Annotated in this window: 16 protein-coding genes; 11 read left to right on the top strand and 5 right to left on the bottom strand. The window is 66.0% G+C overall.

The window, feature by feature from the left end:
• Positions 1 to 84: 84 nt before the first annotated feature.
• The 6 genes from BJA_RS28580 to BJA_RS28555 all read left to right on the top strand — a co-directional run bounded on the left by BJA_RS28580 (position 85) and on the right by BJA_RS28555 (position 5,814).
• Positions 85 to 1,392, top strand: a complete 1,308-nt coding sequence (locus BJA_RS28580) for an adenylate/guanylate cyclase domain-containing protein (RefSeq protein WP_011088393.1) — start codon at positions 85 to 87, stop codon at positions 1,390 to 1,392.
• Between the two features lie 109 nt (positions 1,393 to 1,501).
• Positions 1,502 to 1,705: a hypothetical protein gene (locus BJA_RS28575; RefSeq protein WP_038967592.1), complete on the top strand. Its 204-nt coding sequence runs from the start codon at positions 1,502 to 1,504 to the stop codon at positions 1,703 to 1,705.
• 130 nt (positions 1,706 to 1,835) lie between these two features.
• Positions 1,836 to 2,567, top strand: coding sequence for a GntR family transcriptional regulator (locus BJA_RS28570; protein ID WP_011088392.1), 732 nt, complete (start codon positions 1,836 to 1,838; stop codon positions 2,565 to 2,567).
• Between the two features lie 50 nt (positions 2,568 to 2,617).
• Positions 2,618 to 3,859 (top strand): MFS transporter, encoded by a 1,242-nt coding sequence (locus BJA_RS28565; protein ID WP_011088391.1) that lies wholly within the window; start codon positions 2,618 to 2,620, stop codon positions 3,857 to 3,859.
• 22 nt (positions 3,860 to 3,881) lie between these two features.
• The gene (locus tag BJA_RS28560) at positions 3,882 to 4,775 is read left to right on the top strand and encodes an amidohydrolase family protein (RefSeq protein WP_011088390.1); all 894 of its coding nucleotides are present in this window, start codon (positions 3,882 to 3,884) and stop codon (positions 4,773 to 4,775) included.
• A gap of 124 nt (positions 4,776 to 4,899) precedes the next feature.
• The gene (locus BJA_RS28555) at positions 4,900 to 5,814 is read left to right on the top strand and encodes a PhzF family phenazine biosynthesis protein (RefSeq protein ID WP_038967589.1); all 915 of its coding nucleotides are present in this window, start codon (positions 4,900 to 4,902) and stop codon (positions 5,812 to 5,814) included.
• 122 nt (positions 5,815 to 5,936) lie between these two features.
• Here BJA_RS28555 and BJA_RS28550 read toward each other — a convergent pair whose 3' ends face one another.
• Positions 5,937 to 6,398: a DUF488 domain-containing protein gene (locus BJA_RS28550; protein ID WP_011088388.1), complete on the bottom strand. Its 462-nt coding sequence runs from the start codon at positions 6,396 to 6,398 to the stop codon at positions 5,937 to 5,939.
• Positions 6,399 to 6,407: 9 nt separating this feature from the next.
• A complete protein-coding gene (locus BJA_RS28545) occupies positions 6,408 to 7,244 on the bottom strand; it encodes a DUF72 domain-containing protein (protein ID WP_011088387.1) in 837 nt (278 codons plus the stop codon).
• Positions 7,245 to 7,350: 106 nt separating this feature from the next.
• On the opposite strand from BJA_RS28545, the gene BJA_RS28540 reads away from it, so the two are divergent.
• The 4 genes from BJA_RS28540 to BJA_RS28525 all read left to right on the top strand — a co-directional run bounded on the left by BJA_RS28540 (position 7,351) and on the right by BJA_RS28525 (position 10,913).
• Positions 7,351 to 7,731, top strand: coding sequence for a hypothetical protein (locus BJA_RS28540; RefSeq protein ID WP_011088386.1), 381 nt, complete (start codon positions 7,351 to 7,353; stop codon positions 7,729 to 7,731).
• A gap of 88 nt (positions 7,732 to 7,819) precedes the next feature.
• On the top strand, positions 7,820 to 8,014 hold the full coding sequence (locus BJA_RS28535) for a hypothetical protein (RefSeq protein ID WP_038967587.1): 195 nt from the start codon (positions 7,820 to 7,822) through the stop codon (positions 8,012 to 8,014).
• A 244-nt stretch (positions 8,015 to 8,258) separates the two neighbouring features.
• Positions 8,259 to 9,392 carry a glycosyltransferase gene (locus BJA_RS28530; protein WP_011088385.1) on the top strand — a complete coding sequence of 378 codons (1,134 nt, stop codon included), beginning with the start codon at positions 8,259 to 8,261 and terminating at the stop codon, positions 9,390 to 9,392.
• A gap of 18 nt (positions 9,393 to 9,410) precedes the next feature.
• Positions 9,411 to 10,913 (top strand): glycosyltransferase family 39 protein, encoded by a 1,503-nt coding sequence (locus BJA_RS28525; RefSeq protein ID WP_011088384.1) that lies wholly within the window; start codon positions 9,411 to 9,413, stop codon positions 10,911 to 10,913.
• A 44-nt stretch (positions 10,914 to 10,957) separates the two neighbouring features.
• On the opposite strand, the gene BJA_RS28520 is transcribed toward BJA_RS28525, so the two are convergent.
• Positions 10,958 to 12,844, bottom strand: coding sequence for a CHASE2 domain-containing protein (locus BJA_RS28520; protein WP_011088383.1), 1,887 nt, complete (start codon positions 12,842 to 12,844; stop codon positions 10,958 to 10,960).
• 56 nt (positions 12,845 to 12,900) lie between these two features.
• Positions 12,901 to 13,422: a FecR domain-containing protein gene (locus BJA_RS28515; RefSeq protein ID WP_028175444.1), complete on the bottom strand. Its 522-nt coding sequence runs from the start codon at positions 13,420 to 13,422 to the stop codon at positions 12,901 to 12,903.
• 668 nt (positions 13,423 to 14,090) lie between these two features.
• Here BJA_RS28515 and BJA_RS28510 point away from each other — a divergent pair.
• On the top strand, positions 14,091 to 15,191 hold the full coding sequence (locus BJA_RS28510; RefSeq protein WP_038967584.1) for a DUF2778 domain-containing protein: 1,101 nt from the start codon (positions 14,091 to 14,093) through the stop codon (positions 15,189 to 15,191).
• A 78-nt stretch (positions 15,192 to 15,269) separates the two neighbouring features.
• Here the strand turns inward: BJA_RS28510 and BJA_RS28505 are convergent, their stop codons facing one another.
• Entirely contained in the window at positions 15,270 to 16,094 is an 825-nt protein-coding gene (locus BJA_RS28505; protein WP_011088380.1) for an SDR family NAD(P)-dependent oxidoreductase, read from the bottom strand.
• Positions 16,095 to 16,150: the final 56 nt, after the last annotated feature.

Raw genomic sequence — 16,150 nt, 5'->3', positions numbered from 1 at the left:
ATTCCGGGGCCTACGCTAGTGCGAACCCGGAATCTCGAGATTCCGGGTTTACGCTAGCGTGCCCCGGAATGACTGGGGGATGGAATGGTCAAGTTTGCGAGCAGGAAAGCGCGGCAACACGCCGCCTTGTCGGAGGACTTCGAGCGCGAGCTGACGCGGGAAGTGCTGCGCACCGAGCTGTTGCGGGTGCGGACACTGATCATCACCGGCTGCGTCATGATCTTGTTCCTCACCTCAACCTTCCTGATCGACCCCGCTCTGGTGAACCGGGTCTGGCGCGGGACGGAGGGCCTCGTCCGCGAATACATCCTCTTGGGAGGTTTCATCCTCTTCGAAGTCTGGATCCACAGCCAGATCAGGCGAAACCTCAAGCTCGATCGCGACCTGCCGGTGATCAGGCGCTACGTCGGCGCCTTTATCGAAACGTCGCTGCCGACGATCATCCTGATCCTGCAGATCCGCAGCATGGGTGCGAGCCAGGCGCTCGGTTTCGTGCTGCCGCTGGTCTATTTCATCTTCATCATTCTTTCGACGCTGCGGCTCGACTTCTGGCTGTCAACCTTCACGGGATTTGTGGCCGCAGCCGAACTCCTGGCCGTCGCGCTATATTACAACTCGGCGAGCGAGGCCGGTGAACCCCTGATCTACTTCCACGCCGTGCGCAGCACGGTCATTCTTGTCTGCGGCGTGCTCGCCGGCTCCGTCGGTGCGCAGCTGCGGCGGCAATTCGCCGCGAGCATTGCGGCTGCCACCGCGCGCGACCGGGTCACCAATCTGTTCGGCCAGCACGTCTCGCCGCAGGTGGTGGAGCGGCTGATGGCGGAGGGGACGAGCGCGGCCGGCGACCTCCGCCGCGTCGCGGTGATGTTCGTCGATTTCCGCGGCTTCACCGCCGGGGCGCAGTCGCGCACCCCGCAGGAGGTGGTCGACCGGCTCGATGGCGCCTTCGCGGTGCTGGTCGACATCCTCGACCGCCAGGGCGGCATCGTGAACAAGTTTCTCGGCGACGGCTTCCTCGCGCTGTTCGGCGCGCCGCTGGAGGCCTCCGACGCCGCGCACCGCGCGGTCGCCGCGGGCCGCGAGATGCTGGCCGCGATGGACCGCATCAATGCGGAGACGAGCTGGCCGCTGCGGATCGGCATCGGCATCCATTTCGGCGAGGTCGTCGCCGGCAATATCGGTTCGCCCCGGCGCAAGGAGTACACGGTGATCGGCGACACCGTGAACTTTGCCTCGCGGCTGGAGGCGCTGAACAAGGAGTTCGGCTCGCAGCTGCTGATCTCGGCGTCCGTGCGCGAGGCGCTCGGCGATGACGGCGAGGATGCTGTCGCGCTCGGCGAAGTCGAGGTGCGCGGCTACGAGCAGAAGGTGGCGGTGTTTCAGCTCGGGTAGACCGCTCGCGTTTCGTTGAAGGCGCGTGATGAAATATCGCGCCGCGTTCTCCGTTCCTGCACTCTGGAAGCCGAAACATCGGTTTCCGTTTGTCATGCGGAGAAAACCAATGACCAGATTGTCCGTTGTTGCGGCCGTCCTGATCGCCGCCGCCGTCTACCAAACCCAGGCCGCTGCCGCCCGCGACGCCGCTCCTCTGCGCGCCGCAACCCACGTGACGACGGACTGCGTCAGGGCTCCGGCGGTGGGCGCCTATGCCTCTGCGCCCTACAAGCAACCGCCTTGCCTGCCCAATACGACGACGATGAACTGACGATCACAGCAGACGAAGCCGGGCTGGTGGAGTCCGCCAGCCCGGCTTCGCGTCATCCATGGCGGCCCTCCCGCCGGCGGTATTTTCGTAGCGCTTGACTCCCGCATCATCTAGTCATCTATATGACTATATGAATTCAGCGCCGCTCGACGACCGCCTGCCACGCTACCAGCGCCTGCGCGACGACCTCGCCGCGCGGATCAACCGCAATGAATGGCGGCCGGGCGAGCCGATCCCGTCGGAAGCCGAGTTGGCTGCGCATTACGGCGTTGCCATCGGCACCGTGCGCAAGGCGATCGACCAGCTCGTCGCGGATGCCGTGCTGGAGCGCCAGCAGGGCCGCGGCACCTTCGTGCGCCGCGCGCGCTTCAACTCCTCGCTGTTCCGCTTCTTTCGCTTCCAGTCGGAGAGCGGCGAGCGGCGCGTGCCGAAGAGCCGCATCATCAGGCGCAAGAGCGTGCCGGCGACATCGGCGGTCGCATCCGCACTCCGCATCCCGGTCGGCGAGCCCGTGATCAGCCTGTCGCGCCTGCGCCTGATTGACGACGTCCCGCTGCTCGCCGAAGAGATCTGGCTGCAGCAATCGCGCTTTGCGCCGATCCTCGACATCGACACAGCCGAGTTCGGCGACCTCCTGTATCCGCTCTACGAGGAGCGCTGCGGCGAGGTCGTGGTCTCCGCCGAGGAAATCCTGACGGTCGAGACCGCCAACGAGATGCAGGCACGCCTGCTGCGGCTCGAGGCGCATGCGCCTCTGATTGTCATCGAGCGTCTCGCGCTCGACCTCGAACGGCGGCCGATCGAATGGCGCCGTTCGCGCGGGCCGGCCAACCGCTTCCGCTACCACGCCGAGATCAGGTGAAGCGGCTCTTCAACGACACCAAGCAATAAACGAGTACAGGGGTAGGAAAAATGTCGAACTGGTACAGCGAAAGCTCGCCGCTGGAGCGGCGCACGTTCTGGGCAAGCTTTGGCGGCTGGGCGCTGGATGCGCTCGACGTCCAGATGTTCGGCCTTGCCATCCCCGCGCTGATCGCGGCGTTCGGCATCAGCAAGGCCGATGCCGGCCTGCTCGGCTCGGTCACGCTGTTCTTCGGCGCGTTCGGCGGCTGGCTCGGCGGTGCGCTCGGCGACCGCTTCGGCCGCGTCAAGGCGCTTCAGATCACGGTTGCGACCTTCGCACTCGCGACCTTCGCCTGCGCATTCGCGATGACCTACACCCAGCTCCTGATCCTGAAAGCGGTCCAGGGCCTCGGCTTCGGCGCCGAATGGGCCTGCGGCGCGGTGCTGATGGCCGAGATCATCCGCCCCGAGCATCGCGGCAAGGCGCTCGGCTCGGTGCAGAGCGCCTGGGCCGTGGGCTGGGGCGCAGCCGTGCTGCTGTCGGCGCTGGTCTTCACCTATGCGCCCACTGAGATCGCCTGGCGGCTGCTGTTCGCGCTCGGGCTGTTGCCGGCGCTGCTCATCATCTTCATCCGCCGCGGATTGAAGGAGCCGCCGCGCGCCATCGCCAGCGAAAAGACGCCGTTCCTCGCGACGCTCTCGGGCATCTTCCATCGCGACGTGTTGCGCGCGACGCTGATCGGCGGCCTGTTCGGCATCGGCGCCCATGGCGGCTACGCGGCGCTCACCACCTTCCTGCCGACTTACTTGCGCGAAGTGCGGCATCTGTCGGTGCTGGGCTCGAGCGGCTATCTCGCCGTGATCATCGTCGCCTTCTTCTGCGGCTGCCTGGCGAGCGGCATCATCAGCGACCGCATCGGTCGCCGGGTCAACGTCGCGTTCTTCGCCTGCGCCTGCATCATCACCGTGCTGATCTACATCTTCGCGCCGCTGACCGATGGCGAGATGCTGGTGCTCGGCTTCCCGCTCGGCTTCTTCTCCGCCGGCATCCCAGCCAGCATGGCGGCGCTGTTCAGCGAACTCTATCCGGCCGGCGTGCGCGGCACCGGCGTCGGCTTCTGCTACAATTTCGGCCGCATCGTCTCCGCCGCGTTCCCGTTCCTGGTCGGCTTCCTCAGCGATCATATCGGGCTTGGACCTGCGATCGGCATCGATGCGGCCTTCGCCTATTCGCTGGTGCTGATCGCGGTGCTGCTGCTGCCCGAAACCCGCGGCAAGGTCTTTGAACAAGCCGCCGCAACGCGCGCCTGACGCGGGATGGGGAGGAGCCACCATGACATTGTCCCAGCGCGGCCTGACGCGCCGCCAGTTTGGCGCGGGCCTCGCATCGCTCGTGACGCTGGCCGCGACCACAGCCAGCAGTGAGGCGGCCTTGCCGACGATCGATACCCACGCCCATGTCTTTCACCGCGGCCTCAAGCTGGCGCCGGGCCGGCGCTATGCGCCGGACTACGACGCGCCGCTGTCGCTCTATCTGGAGCAGCTCGACCGCAACGGCATGTCCAATGGCGTGCTGGTGCAGCCGAGCTTTCTCGGCACCGACAATTCCTATCTGGTTGCATGCCTGAAAGAGGCGGGCGGCCGCCTGCGCGGCATCGCCGTCGTCGATCCCGCTGTTAGCGCGGACGAGCTGCGCATGCTCGATCGCGCCGGCATCGTCGGCATTCGCCTCAATCTCGTCGGCCAGCCCTTGCCCGATCTCGCTGCCGGCGAATGGAAGACGTTGCTCGCGAGCGTGAAAGTGATGGGCTGGCAGGTCGAAATCCAGCGCAACGCGGCCGATCTCGCCGCGCTTGCGCCGCAGCTTCTGGACCTCGGCGTTGCAGTCGTGCTCGATCACTACGCGCTGCCCGATCCAAAGCTCGGTGTCGACGATCCCGGCTTCCAGTCCGTGCTGAAGCTCGGCGCAACGCGAAACGTCTGGGTCAAGATCTCGGCGCCGTATCGCAATGGCGCGGCCGGCGAGAGCTTTGCGAAGCAAGCCTATCCGCTGCTGCGCAAAGCTTACGGCCTCGATCGCCTGTTGTGGGGCCGCGACTGGCCGCACACGCAGTTCGAGGCGTCGCAGGCTTACGAAAAGAACCGGCAGTTTCTCGATACGCTGATCACTGATCAGAGCGAGCGTGCGCAAGTGCTGGCATCGCCGTATCAGCTCTTCCGCTTCTGACACGTCCGGTCGCGATTGCTCCGATTGCTCCGAATTTTGGGGCATGACGGACGATGTCGCCGGCTTGTAGACTGCTGCACGATGCAGCCGACCCGCGGCTGCGATTTGCATGAGGAAAGCAAAGATGCAGCGCCGCTACATCACCGTCGACGTGTTCACCGACCGCGCCTTCGGCGGCAACCAGCTCGCCGTGGTGCTCGATGCCGGCGGCTTGTCGACGACGCAGATGCAGGCGATCGCGACCGAGTTCAACTATTCCGAGACGACCTTCGTGCTGCCGCCGCGCGACAAGGCGAACGATGCGGAGGTGCGCATCTTCACGCCGGTGCGGGAGCTGCCCTTTGCCGGTCACCCCAATGTCGGCACCGCCTTCGTGCTGGCGACGATCGCAAGGGAGCCCAAGCCGCGCCTGCTGTTCGAGGAGAAGGCGGGGCTCGTGCCGGTCGAGATCGTACGGGAGCAGGGCAGGGTGGTCAGCACCGAGCTGACCGCGCCGCAGCCGCTGGCCCGCCTCGCGACATGTTCCGCCGAAGAGGTCGCGGCCTGCATCTCCCTGACCGCGGAGGATATCAAGATCGATCGCCATGCCCCGCAGGTCGTCGGCGTTGGAACGCCCTTCGTGGTGGCGGAAGTGGGGTCGCGTGAGGCCGTGCGGCGGGCCAAGCCTGATGCTGCGGCGTTCAGCCGGATGTTGCCGCGCGATGGCGCCTTCTCGGTCTATTTCTACACGCGCGACGTGCCGGCGGCGGAAGCGCCATGCGAGCGGCAGGCGCGGATGTTCTTCCCCGGCGCCAGCGGCCTGATCGAGGACCCCGCCACCGGCAGCGCCACGGTCGCCGCCGCCGCGCTGTTCGCCGATCTCGATCCCGCGCGCGATGGCGAGTTGAAGCTCACCATCGGCCAGGGTTTCGACATGGGCCGTCCGAGCCTGCTCCTGACGCGCGTGCGCAAGCAGGATGGCAAGATCGTCTCCGCCCACGTCGGCGGCAGCTGCGTGCAGATGATGGAGGGGACGTTTAGGCTGGAGGGGGAGGGGTAGGTCCATCAACCCGTCATTCCGGGGCGCGCGCAGCGCGAACCCGGAATCCATTCCTCCACTAGCTCTGCGGCCCGATGGATTCCGGGCTCGCGACTTTGTCGCGCCCCGGAATGACAGCGCAGCTAAACCTGCCGCCCCGCCAAATTCCTCACCGTCACACCATCCCGCTCCTCGATCACCTCCGCGATCATCTGGCGGTGGCAGTGGGTGTGGTCGCGCTCGTAGCAGAGCAGGCACACGGGCCCCGCCTTCTTCACCAGCGCCGAGAGCTCGTCCATCTCTTCCCTGGCCTGCGGCGTCTTCAGGTGCTTCGAGTAGATCTTTTCCAGCACGTCGTACTGCCCGCTGCGCGCGGCAAGGCGTCCCTCCTTGGGCGTGCCGAGCGCGGCGAGATGGACATAGGCGATGCCGCGTTCGTCGAGGTCTGCCGACAGCTGCTTCTTGGAAAACCCCGGCCGGCGCGACGAGGTCACCGCGCGCACGTCAACGACCAGCTTGACGCCGGCCTGCTCCAGCTCGTCGAGCACGGCCTTGGGCGGCGTCTGCTCATAACCGATGGTGAAGAGCTTCTTCGCCTTTGCCATGAACCATCCTCAACTCACTCGCGCGATCAGTTCCATGGCGCCGTGCGGTGCGCGCACCTTGCCTTCGTGGATGACGTAGGCGAACACGTCGCGCGGCTCCTTCTTCGGCTTTGCCTTGTCGACCTTCGGCAGATCGTCCGGTTCGCTTCCTTCGGCCCAGTCCTTGAAGCGCTGGGCCCAGGCATCGAGCTGCTTCGGCGGATAGCAGGTCTTGATCTCGTCATTGCCCTTCTGCAGCCGCGCGTAGACGAAATCGCCGGCAACGTCGGCGATGGCGGGATATTTGCCGTGCTCGGCGAACACCACCGGCGTCTCGAATTCGCGGATCAGCGCGACGAAGTCGGGCGTGCAGAAACTGTCGTGGCGGACCTCGACCACGTGGCGCAGCGCGCGCCCGTCGAGCTTGCGCGGCAGCAGCTCCAGGAACTTGCCGAAATCGGCGCCGTCGAACTTCTTGGTCGGCGCGAACTGCCACAGCACCGGCCCGAGATGGTCGCCGAGTTCCAGCACGCCGGAATCATAGAAGCGCTTGATGGAATCGCCGGCTTCGGCCAGCACGCGGCGATTGGTGGCGAAGCGCGGCCCCTTCACCGAGAACACGAAACCTTCAGGCACTTCGCTGGCCCATTTGCGAAAGCTCTCCGGCTTCTGCGAGCCGTAATAGGTGCCGTTGATCTCGATCGAGGTCAGCTTCGAGGCCGCGTAGGACAGCTCCTTCGCCTGCGTCAGCTTCTCCGGATAGAACACGCCGCGCCATGGCTCGAATGTCCAGCCGCCGACGCCGATGAAGATATTGCCGGATTTTTTGGACACGGTTTTTGTTTTGGCCACGGAAGGATCTCGCATCGACGTGGAGGGGAGGCCGGCATCCTAGTCAAACGAGTTGTGATTGGCCAGTTGCCGCGGCCCGTCTAAGCTTCCGACAAGATCATCTGCGAAGAAGGAGAACAAGATGCGGATGCTGATGCTGGGGGCGGCGCTCATGATGATGACATCTGCTGCCATCACATATTCTGCCATGGCGGATGACGACGACGCCAAGGGCGCGCAGAAGCTCGCCATGCAGGGCCGCGACGATTACTGGCATTGCCTGGCGCGGGAATATTCGCGCGACAGCAATCAGGGCCTGTCGGAACAGGATTTTGGCCGCTCGGTTGCGGGCGCCTGTCCGTCGGAGCGGCAATATTACCGGGTGGCATTGCTCGACTATCTCACCACGCAATATCCAAACATCGATTCCGGCGCCCATCTCGCGACCGCGAACAGGGCGGTGGAGTCGGCGCAGAAGGACATCGTGACGGCTTTCATCAAGCATAGGCCGCCGCAGAAATAGGTCGACAGCGGTCGCGGTCCCGTGGCCCTTCCGGCTCCGCGTTCATCCGTGGTATCAATGATCGCATCTGGAACAGGGATGGGCTTCCATGTCGTCTGAGTCGGTGGGTGGCATTTTGGGCGCGATCGTCGCGGCGGTCGTGCTCGCGGTCGCCGTCGTCCTCGGGCCGATCGGCCAGTACGGCAAGCCGCCCAAGCCGGCAAAGGTCGATCCGGCCCCGGCGGCCATGGCGCCGGCAGCCCCCGCGCCGCGCGGCCCGGTGATCAAGGAAGTCCCGAACTAGTCGTCGGCCTGAAAAAGGGTGCTTTTGCCCCTTGAAAAGCGGCTTTGCCGTCCCCATCTAGCTACTAACGGCAACGTTGAGTCACGATCTCCGTTGCTGGAACGACCTTGGAATAGCTAAGGCTGCGCCGGATGTACGCGCGCCCGCCGTTCCGGGGTCGTTGGCATTTTAGGGCCCATTTGGGCCCTTCCCCTTGGAAACCCCGGCTTGGCAGCGCAGGACGCGGCGGATATACGCTGCCGTCATGAATGAAACGATCAGACCGGGCCCCGACAATCCGCCCCAGGCTCAAGAGGGGCCGGAACTGTCGGTCATCGTCCCGACCTTCAACGAGCGCGACAACGTCACGGTGCTCTACCGGCGCCTGGAGGCGACGCTCGCCAGCGTCGCCTGGGAGGTCGTGTTCGTCGACGACAATTCACCCGACGGCACCTGGGACGTCGTGCGCGCGCTGGCCCAGCGCGACAGCCGCGTGCGCTGTGTCCGCCGCATCGGCCGCCGCGGCCTGTCCGGCGCCTGCATCGAAGGCATCCTGGCCTCCAGCGCCCCCTTTGTCGCCGTGATCGACGCCGACCTTCAGCACGACGAGACGCAGCTGCCGAAGATGCTGCTGCTGCTCGCCAGCGACGAGGCCGATCTGGTGGTCGGCAGCCGCTACATCGAGGGCTACAAGAGCGAAGGCTTCAACAAGCAGCGCGCCGGCGCCAGTGCGCTGGCGACCGAGGTCGCCAGGAAGATGCTGCGGGTCGAGATCGCCGATCCCATGAGCGGCTTCTTCATGGTCCGCCGCGATCGTTTCGAGGAATTGGCGCCGAAACTTTCGGTGCATGGCTTCAAGATCCTGCTCGACCTGGTCGCGACCGCGCATGGCAGCTTGCGGGCCGTCGAGATTCCCTACACCTTCGGCGCCCGCCAGCACGGTGAGAGCAAGCTGGATTCCATGGTCGCGCTCGACTTCCTGGGCCTCGTGCTGGCCAAGCTGAGCAACGACATCCTCTCGCTGCGCTTCATCCTGTTCGCGATGGTCGGCGGCATCGGTCTCGTGGTGCACCTGGCCACGCTGTTCATCGGGCTTCACGTGTTCAAGGCGCCGTTCGCGGAAGCGCAGGCGGCAGGCGCCGTCGTCGCCATGACCAGCAACTTCGTCCTCAACAACTTCCTCACCTATCGCGATCAGCGGCTGAAGGGCTTTGCGCTGCTGCGCGGCCTGATCGCCTTCTACATCGTGTGCAGCGTCGGCCTGCTCGCCAATGTCGGCGTCGCCTTCTCGGTCTACGACCAGGAGCCGATCTGGTGGCTGGCCGGCCTGGCCGGCGCGCTGATGGGCGTGGTGTGGAACTACGCGATGTCCGGACTGTTCGTCTGGCGCAAGAAATAGCGCGCTAAGGAAACCGGTATGGGCGGGGCTGACGCGCGGATTGTCCGCAACACGGCGCTGGTGATTCTCGCGCTGGTGGCCCTGCGGCTCGTCGCGGCCGCCTTCACGCCGATCACCTTCGACGAAGCCTATTACTGGATGTGGTCGAAGAACCTCGCCGGAGGCTATTACGACCACCCGCCGATGGTCGCCTATGTCATCCGCGCCGGCACCATGATCGCCGGCGACACCGAGCTCGGCGTCCGCCTCGTCTCGATCCTGCTCGCGCTGCCGATGAGCTATGCGATCTATCGCTCGGCCGCGATCCTGTTCGGGGGCGCCCGCGTCGCGGCCACCAGTGCCATCCTGCTCAACGCGACGCTGCTGGCCGCGGTCGGCACGCTGATCGTCACGCCCGATGCGCCGCTGCTGGTCGCCTCCAGCTTCGTGCTGTTCTTCCTCGCCAAGGTGCTGGAGACCGGCCGCGGCGTCTGGTGGCTCGCGGTCGGTGCCGCCGTCGGTGCGGCGCTGCTGTCGAAATACACCGCGATGTTCTTCGGGCCGGCGATCCTGATCTGGCTCGCGGCCGTGCCGAAGCTCAGGCGCTGGTTCCTCTCGCCCTGGCCCTATCTCGGCGGCCTCGTTGCCCTTGCGCTGTTCTCGCCGGTGATCCTCTGGAACGCGGATCATCAATGGGTCTCGTTCGCAAAGCAGCTCGGGCGCGCCAGGATCGAGGATTTCCGCCCCGTCTTCATCGCCGAGCTGATCCCGACCCAGATCGCGTTCGCGACCCCGCTGGTCTTCATTCTTGGTGCGATGGGGCTGCACGCGCTGACCTGGCGCCGCGCCGGCGCGCTGGCCTCGCGGGTGCTCATCGAGACGATGTTCTGGACCATTGTCGCCTATTTCGTCTGGCATTCGCTGCATGCGCGCGTCGAGGCCAACTGGTTCGCGCCGGTCTATCCGCCCTTCGTGATTGCGGCTGCGGCCGCCGCCAACCTCGTGCAGTGGAAGCCGCGTGCGCGGCGCCTTGTCGATTTTTGCCTGCGCTGGGCTGCACCCGCCGGCATCGTGATGTTTGCGGCCCTGATCGTGCAAGCCAACACGGGCATCTTGTCCGGCTATCGCCGTGACGCGACCGTGCGCAGCGTCGGCGTCGGTTGGCGCGAACTCGCCGCGGAGATCGAAGCCGTGCGCGCCCGCACCGGTGCGACATGCGTGCTCGCGCCGGATTACGGCACCACCGGCTGGCTCGCCTTCTATCTGCCGCGCGGCACTTGCGTGGTGCAGCAGAACCAGCGCATCCGCTGGGTCAACATGCCCGAGCCCGATCCAAAGCAGCTTGCCGGCAAGCTGCTCTATGTCGATGAGCTGCGTGAGGGCGGCCATCCCGCCGTCAACGATCTCTTTGCGGAGATGACGCAGGTTGCGCAATTGCAGCGCAAGCGCGGGCCGCTCGTGATCGAGACCTACGGCATCGATCTGCTCGAAGGCGCCAAGGGCGACGTGCTGGACCGTTCGCCGCCACCGGAGGCGCGGTAGTCACCGTCGTCCCGGCGGAGTGTTGGGCGGGTAGCGGTGGCTATTCAGTCGATCATCTCGGCCTTGGCGGTGGCCTGGCTGGGCCTGTGCCGGTCGCGCCAGAACCAGACGGTCACGACGCCGGAGCGGCCGCGGACCTGCGTGAGCAGGGGGCCTGTCAGGACGCCGTTGGGAGTGCCGTGGAAGTCGGCGGCATCCAGCAGCGTGTCGGTCAGCGCGAGCCGCGCATCGTTCTGGGCGGCGACCTCCATCAGCCGGCTTGCGACGTTGACGGTGTCGCCGGTCGCCGTGATGTGCTGGTGGCTTTCGCCGAGACGGGAGGCGACGATCGGGCCGAAATGCGCGCCGATCTTGAAACCGAGCTGGCCCCCGATCGCAGGGGGCAGCGAGGCGATCCAGCGTTCGACGCCGCGATGCAGGTCGATCGAACATTTCAGCGCACGCGCCGCGTCATCCGGCATGGCGTGCGGCAGTCCGAACAGGAGCATGGCGCCGTCGCCGAGAAAGCCGGTGACCATGCCGCCGCAATCGACGGCCGCCTTGTCGATCAACGCGTGAAACGCCTTCAGGAGATCCCTGAGCGCGTCCGGATCGGTCCGTTCGCTCAGCGCCGTAAAGCCGGAGAGATCGATGAAGACCACGGCGGCGTCCTGCCGGACGGGCTTCGACAGGAAGTTCGGATCGCGCGCCAGCCACTCCTGCACGGCGGGTGCCTGGAAGAGCGCAAGCGACCTGCTCTTGGCGGCGAAATACTGCGTGCGGCGGCCTCCCGCCCATAGCTGCACGCCGGCAAAGATCGCAACGGGCGGAACCGCGGCCGCAAGCGTGGTCGCGGCGTTCAGCCAGACCCCGTGCGTGAACGCGAACAGATTGAGCCCGGCCCAGGCGATCATCACCGCCGCCGCCGCCATGATGCCGAGCGCGCTGCGCCGCCAGGCGAGCAAGCCCACCAGCAGCACCGGCAGCAGGACGGCGGCAAGCGCGTCGGCGATATGCACCTTGCGGTCGCGCACGATGCCGTCGCCGGCGATGAGATGGGTGATTGCGGTCGAGATCACCTCGACGCCGGGCATGAGGGAATCGAACGGCGTCGGATAGAAATCACCGCCGCCGGCGACCGAGGCGCCGATCACGACGATGCGGTTCTCGATGGCGGCGCGACTGAGCGTGCCGTCGAAGATGCTCTGCGCGCTGACGGTACGGATGGTGCGGCGCGGGCCGTAATAGGTGATCGGCAGCGCGAAGTCGGTGTCGGTCGGCACCGCGCGATCGCCGAGCATGAGATGATCCGGCGCGATCGTCAGCGGCTTGTCGAGCGCGCGGGTCGCGACCCGCAAGGGGAACGACAGCTCGACCTTGTCGTGCGTCCGGAACAGCATCGGTATCGAGAGCGGCGAGCCGGATTGTCCCGTCGCGACGTTGACGACGCCGACCTCGGCGTGGTCGGCAAATGCGGGCAAGGGCAGCAGGAAGCGCTCGGCTTGCGGCAGGACGGCGAGGGGGCCCTGGCTGCTGGACTCCACGGTCTCGCTGGCGGACGGGAAGATCGCCGCGGCGGCGAGGACCATGGGACCGGTGGCGAGCGTGTTGGCCAGCGTGGCGTCGCCGATCGCGGCGCTGCGGTCGACCAGCAGGAGGTCGATCGCGACGACCTTCGGCTTGAACTGCACGATGGTGTCGACGATCCGGGCGAGATCGGCGCGCGGCAAGGGATAGCTGCCGCCGCGTTTGACGACGGTGTCGTCGATCGCGACGATGGTGACGAGATCGGGCGGAGCCTGCACGCCGCGGATTTGCGTCCGCAGGTCGGTCAGCGTCGCTTCGAGGTGGTCGAGAAAGCGCAGATGGCCGTTGGCGTGAGCGGCATAGATGCCTGCACCCCACAGCGCGGTGAGGACGAGTGCCACCAGGATCTGAACGCGTCTAGTCATTACGTACTGCAATCTTCTTCACGTACTGCAATCTTCTTCGCTTTGTCGTCCGGGCCTTATTGACCCAGTCTTGCCATCAGCGCGTCGACGCGCGGCTGGCCCCATGTCTTGACGGTCAATGGACCGGTTGCCTCGACATCGACGCCTTCGCCAGGGCCCAGAACGACGCCGCGTCCGCGGCTCCTGCGGCTGACGCCGACACGGCCGTCGGCGACGAAGACCGAGGTTTTTGCATCGGCGACGTCCACGGCCCATTTGGTGCCCCGCACCGCGGCGATCGCTTGCGGTGTCAGCACCTTGAAGGGATTGCCGCCGGGCTTTTTGGGAACCTCGACCAGCAGCGCTTTGCTGCTCAACTCCACGGAGTCTATATGTCCGTCGCGGTTCGCGTCCTTAAGTTCAAATCTGGCGCCGTTTTCCGCAACGATGGTGATGCCGTTGTTGCAGCGCCAGGTTTGAGTGCCGGCGGCGGATGGCGACGGCGTGCAGCCCGCATTGGCGGGCTGCGCGGCCACGTATCCCGTCAACAACGACGACCACGCCAGGGCGAAAAACCCGGCACGTGCGATCCCTCTCATGCCAGCCTCCGTTTGCGTGCGTGGCACAGTTCAAGGCGATGTTGATACGGTACCGTATCACGCGCAGAGGCTGCTGAAAAGTGCCGGGTCTGGCAGCTATTTCGTCGCTGCGGCCTTTTCCAGACCGGCGCGATCAACTTTCGGTCACGGCGCCGTGCTGCGTGAGCGCTCAGTGCGATGTGTGATGTGTGTGTGCGTTGCCGCCATGCGCCGAAAGACGGAGGGATGGCCAGCGCGACCAGCCTCGCGCAACGCTTCACCGCTATGGTCAGGCCGCATTGAAGACCACGAAAATGACTTGGTTGGATGCGCCTAGAGAGGCCGTCAAAGACGTCCGCTGACCGCCCGATCCAGCCGAGAATTATAGTTAACAGAAGCGTCTAAGTCCGTAGTTCTGCGGGCTTTTTTCTCGAAATGGGACGGCATTGAGAGTTGCCCCATATCTGCCCGAACTTAATCCGCATTTAACTAAAAGTCGCCTTAATGACGCTCCGACCCTCTGCGAGATGCTGTTCCCGGAACCTGACCAGCAGCGGCACTTCGAAGGGGGACTGAGTGACACCGTCCTGGACGCAAGGCGAATGAGTACGAGTATCGCTGCGCAGAGTAACGCGGCACGGAAGTCCAAAAATCCTGGCAAGAATCCACATCGGAAGTCTTCCCGGAAAATGACCACCAAAAACGTGCTTGGCGCCGCTTTGATCGGCTGCGTCGTGCTTGGCGCCGGCTGGACCGTCTACAGCAACATCTTCGCCGCCAGCGTCTACCCGTCCGTCGGCAGCGCCGGTTACGACGAGCCCGTGATCAAGCGCGCGCCCAAGGTCGCGCTGCGCGAGGCGGGCGATGCCATCAAGGAAGCCTTCGCTCTCCTGCCGGACCGCTTGCAGGTCGCCGCGCCGATCTCGCGCGAGATGTTCAACGAGCGCTTTGCCGCGGCCGCGACGCAAGGGGTGGAATCCAATGCGGCGAGTGCCGTAGCTCAGGCTCCCGCGACGAAGGTCGCCGACACCGCGAAGCCGGGCGTGATCGCGAAGGTCGCCGAAGCGCTGAAGCCGTCCGCCCCGGCCAAGGCCACTGACAAGGCCACTGAAAAGATCGCTGATGCCGCCAAGGCCAAGCGCGCTCCGGATGCGCAGATGCAACTGGCTTCGGCCGATCCGGCCGAGATCGTGCCGGCGCCCGAGGCGAAGCCAAAATCATTCGCCGACCGCGCCAAGGCCGCGGTGATGTCGATCACCGGGCCGCGCCAGTCGATGGTCGAGAAGCTCTGGGGCAAGCGCGAGTCCTCCGGCGGGCTGCTCGCCTATGCCTCGGCCGATGCCAGCGTGACCGCGTCCATCGCGCCGAGGGAGCAGAACCCCATGCTCGGCGGTTCGGCGCCCTATGAGCGCGACACCGCGGTCTACGACATCACCGCCAAGACGGTTTATCTGCCCGACGGCACCAAGCTCGAGGCGCATTCCGGCCTCGGCTCCAATCTCGACGATCCCCGTTCCTCGCGCGTCCGCATGCGCGGCGTGACCCCGCCGCACATCTACACGCTGAAGCCGCGCGAGGCGCTGTTCCACGGCGTGCCGGCGCTGCGCCTGACACCGATCGGCGGCGAGAGCGCGATCTACGGCCGCGACGGCCTGCTCGCGCACACCTTCATGCTCGGGCCGAACGGCGACTCCAACGGCTGCGTGTCGTTCAAGGACTACTACGCGTTCCTCGACGCCTACCGCAACAAGGGCATCCGCAAGCTCGCGGTGCTGGCGCGGGTCGATTGATCCCGGTTCATTCCCGATGAGAAGAGGGCCGCTTGCAGCGGCCCTTTTCTTTGTCCTGCGTTGTGGTGTGGACGCGCTTCAGCCCGGCCAGCACTGTCCGCCGCCGTCGATCCTGAGGACCTGGCCGGAGACGAACGCGCCCATGGGACCGGCGAAGAATTCGACGACGCGCGCGACCTCGTCGACAGTCGCGATGCGGTCGAGCGTGCCGGTCTCGACCATCCTGTCAGGGTCCACCGCGCGCGTGCCGAGGAAGCGGCCGGTGCGGGTATCGCCCGGTGCGATGCAGTTGACGGCGATGTCGTAGGGGCGGAGCTGGTCGGCCAGGCATCGCGTGTAGTGGGTCACGCCGGCCTTCGACACCGCATAGATCGCACCGTTGGTGCGCCCCTTGAAGGCGGCGACCGAGCCAAGCGTGACGATGCGGCCGCGGCGCCGCTCCATCATGCCGCGCGCGACCGCCTGGCAGGTCAGGATGGTCGAGAGCAGATTGCGCTCCAGCACCGCGCGCACATCGGCCTCCTTGATATTCACCGCGTCGTTCGGATCCGGCTTGCCGCCGGCGGCTGCGATGTCGCCGCCGGCATTGTGCACCAGGATGTCGATCGGTCCGAGCGCGTCTTCTGTCTCGGCTATCACACGCGCGATGTCCTCACCCTTGGTGAGATCGCCGAGCACCCGCTGGGTGCGGACACCGAATTGCCGGCCGATCTCAGCGGCAACCGCGGTGAGGGTGGTACCCTCGCCATATTCCGCCGGTCCGTTCTCGCGCATGCCGTGGATGGCGACGTCGGCGCCGAGCGCGGCAAGCTTCTCCGCAAAGGCGCGACCGAGCCCGCGCCCCGCGCCGGTCACCAGCGCAGTCTTTCCTGCCAAAACCTTCGCCCTGTCATGCGACGTCATGATCTTCTTCCTGTCGTGAGGTGTCAGTCCGCTGCGGGATCGAGGCCGATCGCCTT

The sequence above is a fragment of the Bradyrhizobium diazoefficiens USDA 110 genome (genome assembly GCF_000011365.1).
GTDB classification, from domain to species: Bacteria; Pseudomonadota; Alphaproteobacteria; order Rhizobiales; family Xanthobacteraceae; genus Bradyrhizobium; species Bradyrhizobium diazoefficiens.
This window is presented reverse-complemented; position numbering and strand designations above follow the sequence as displayed.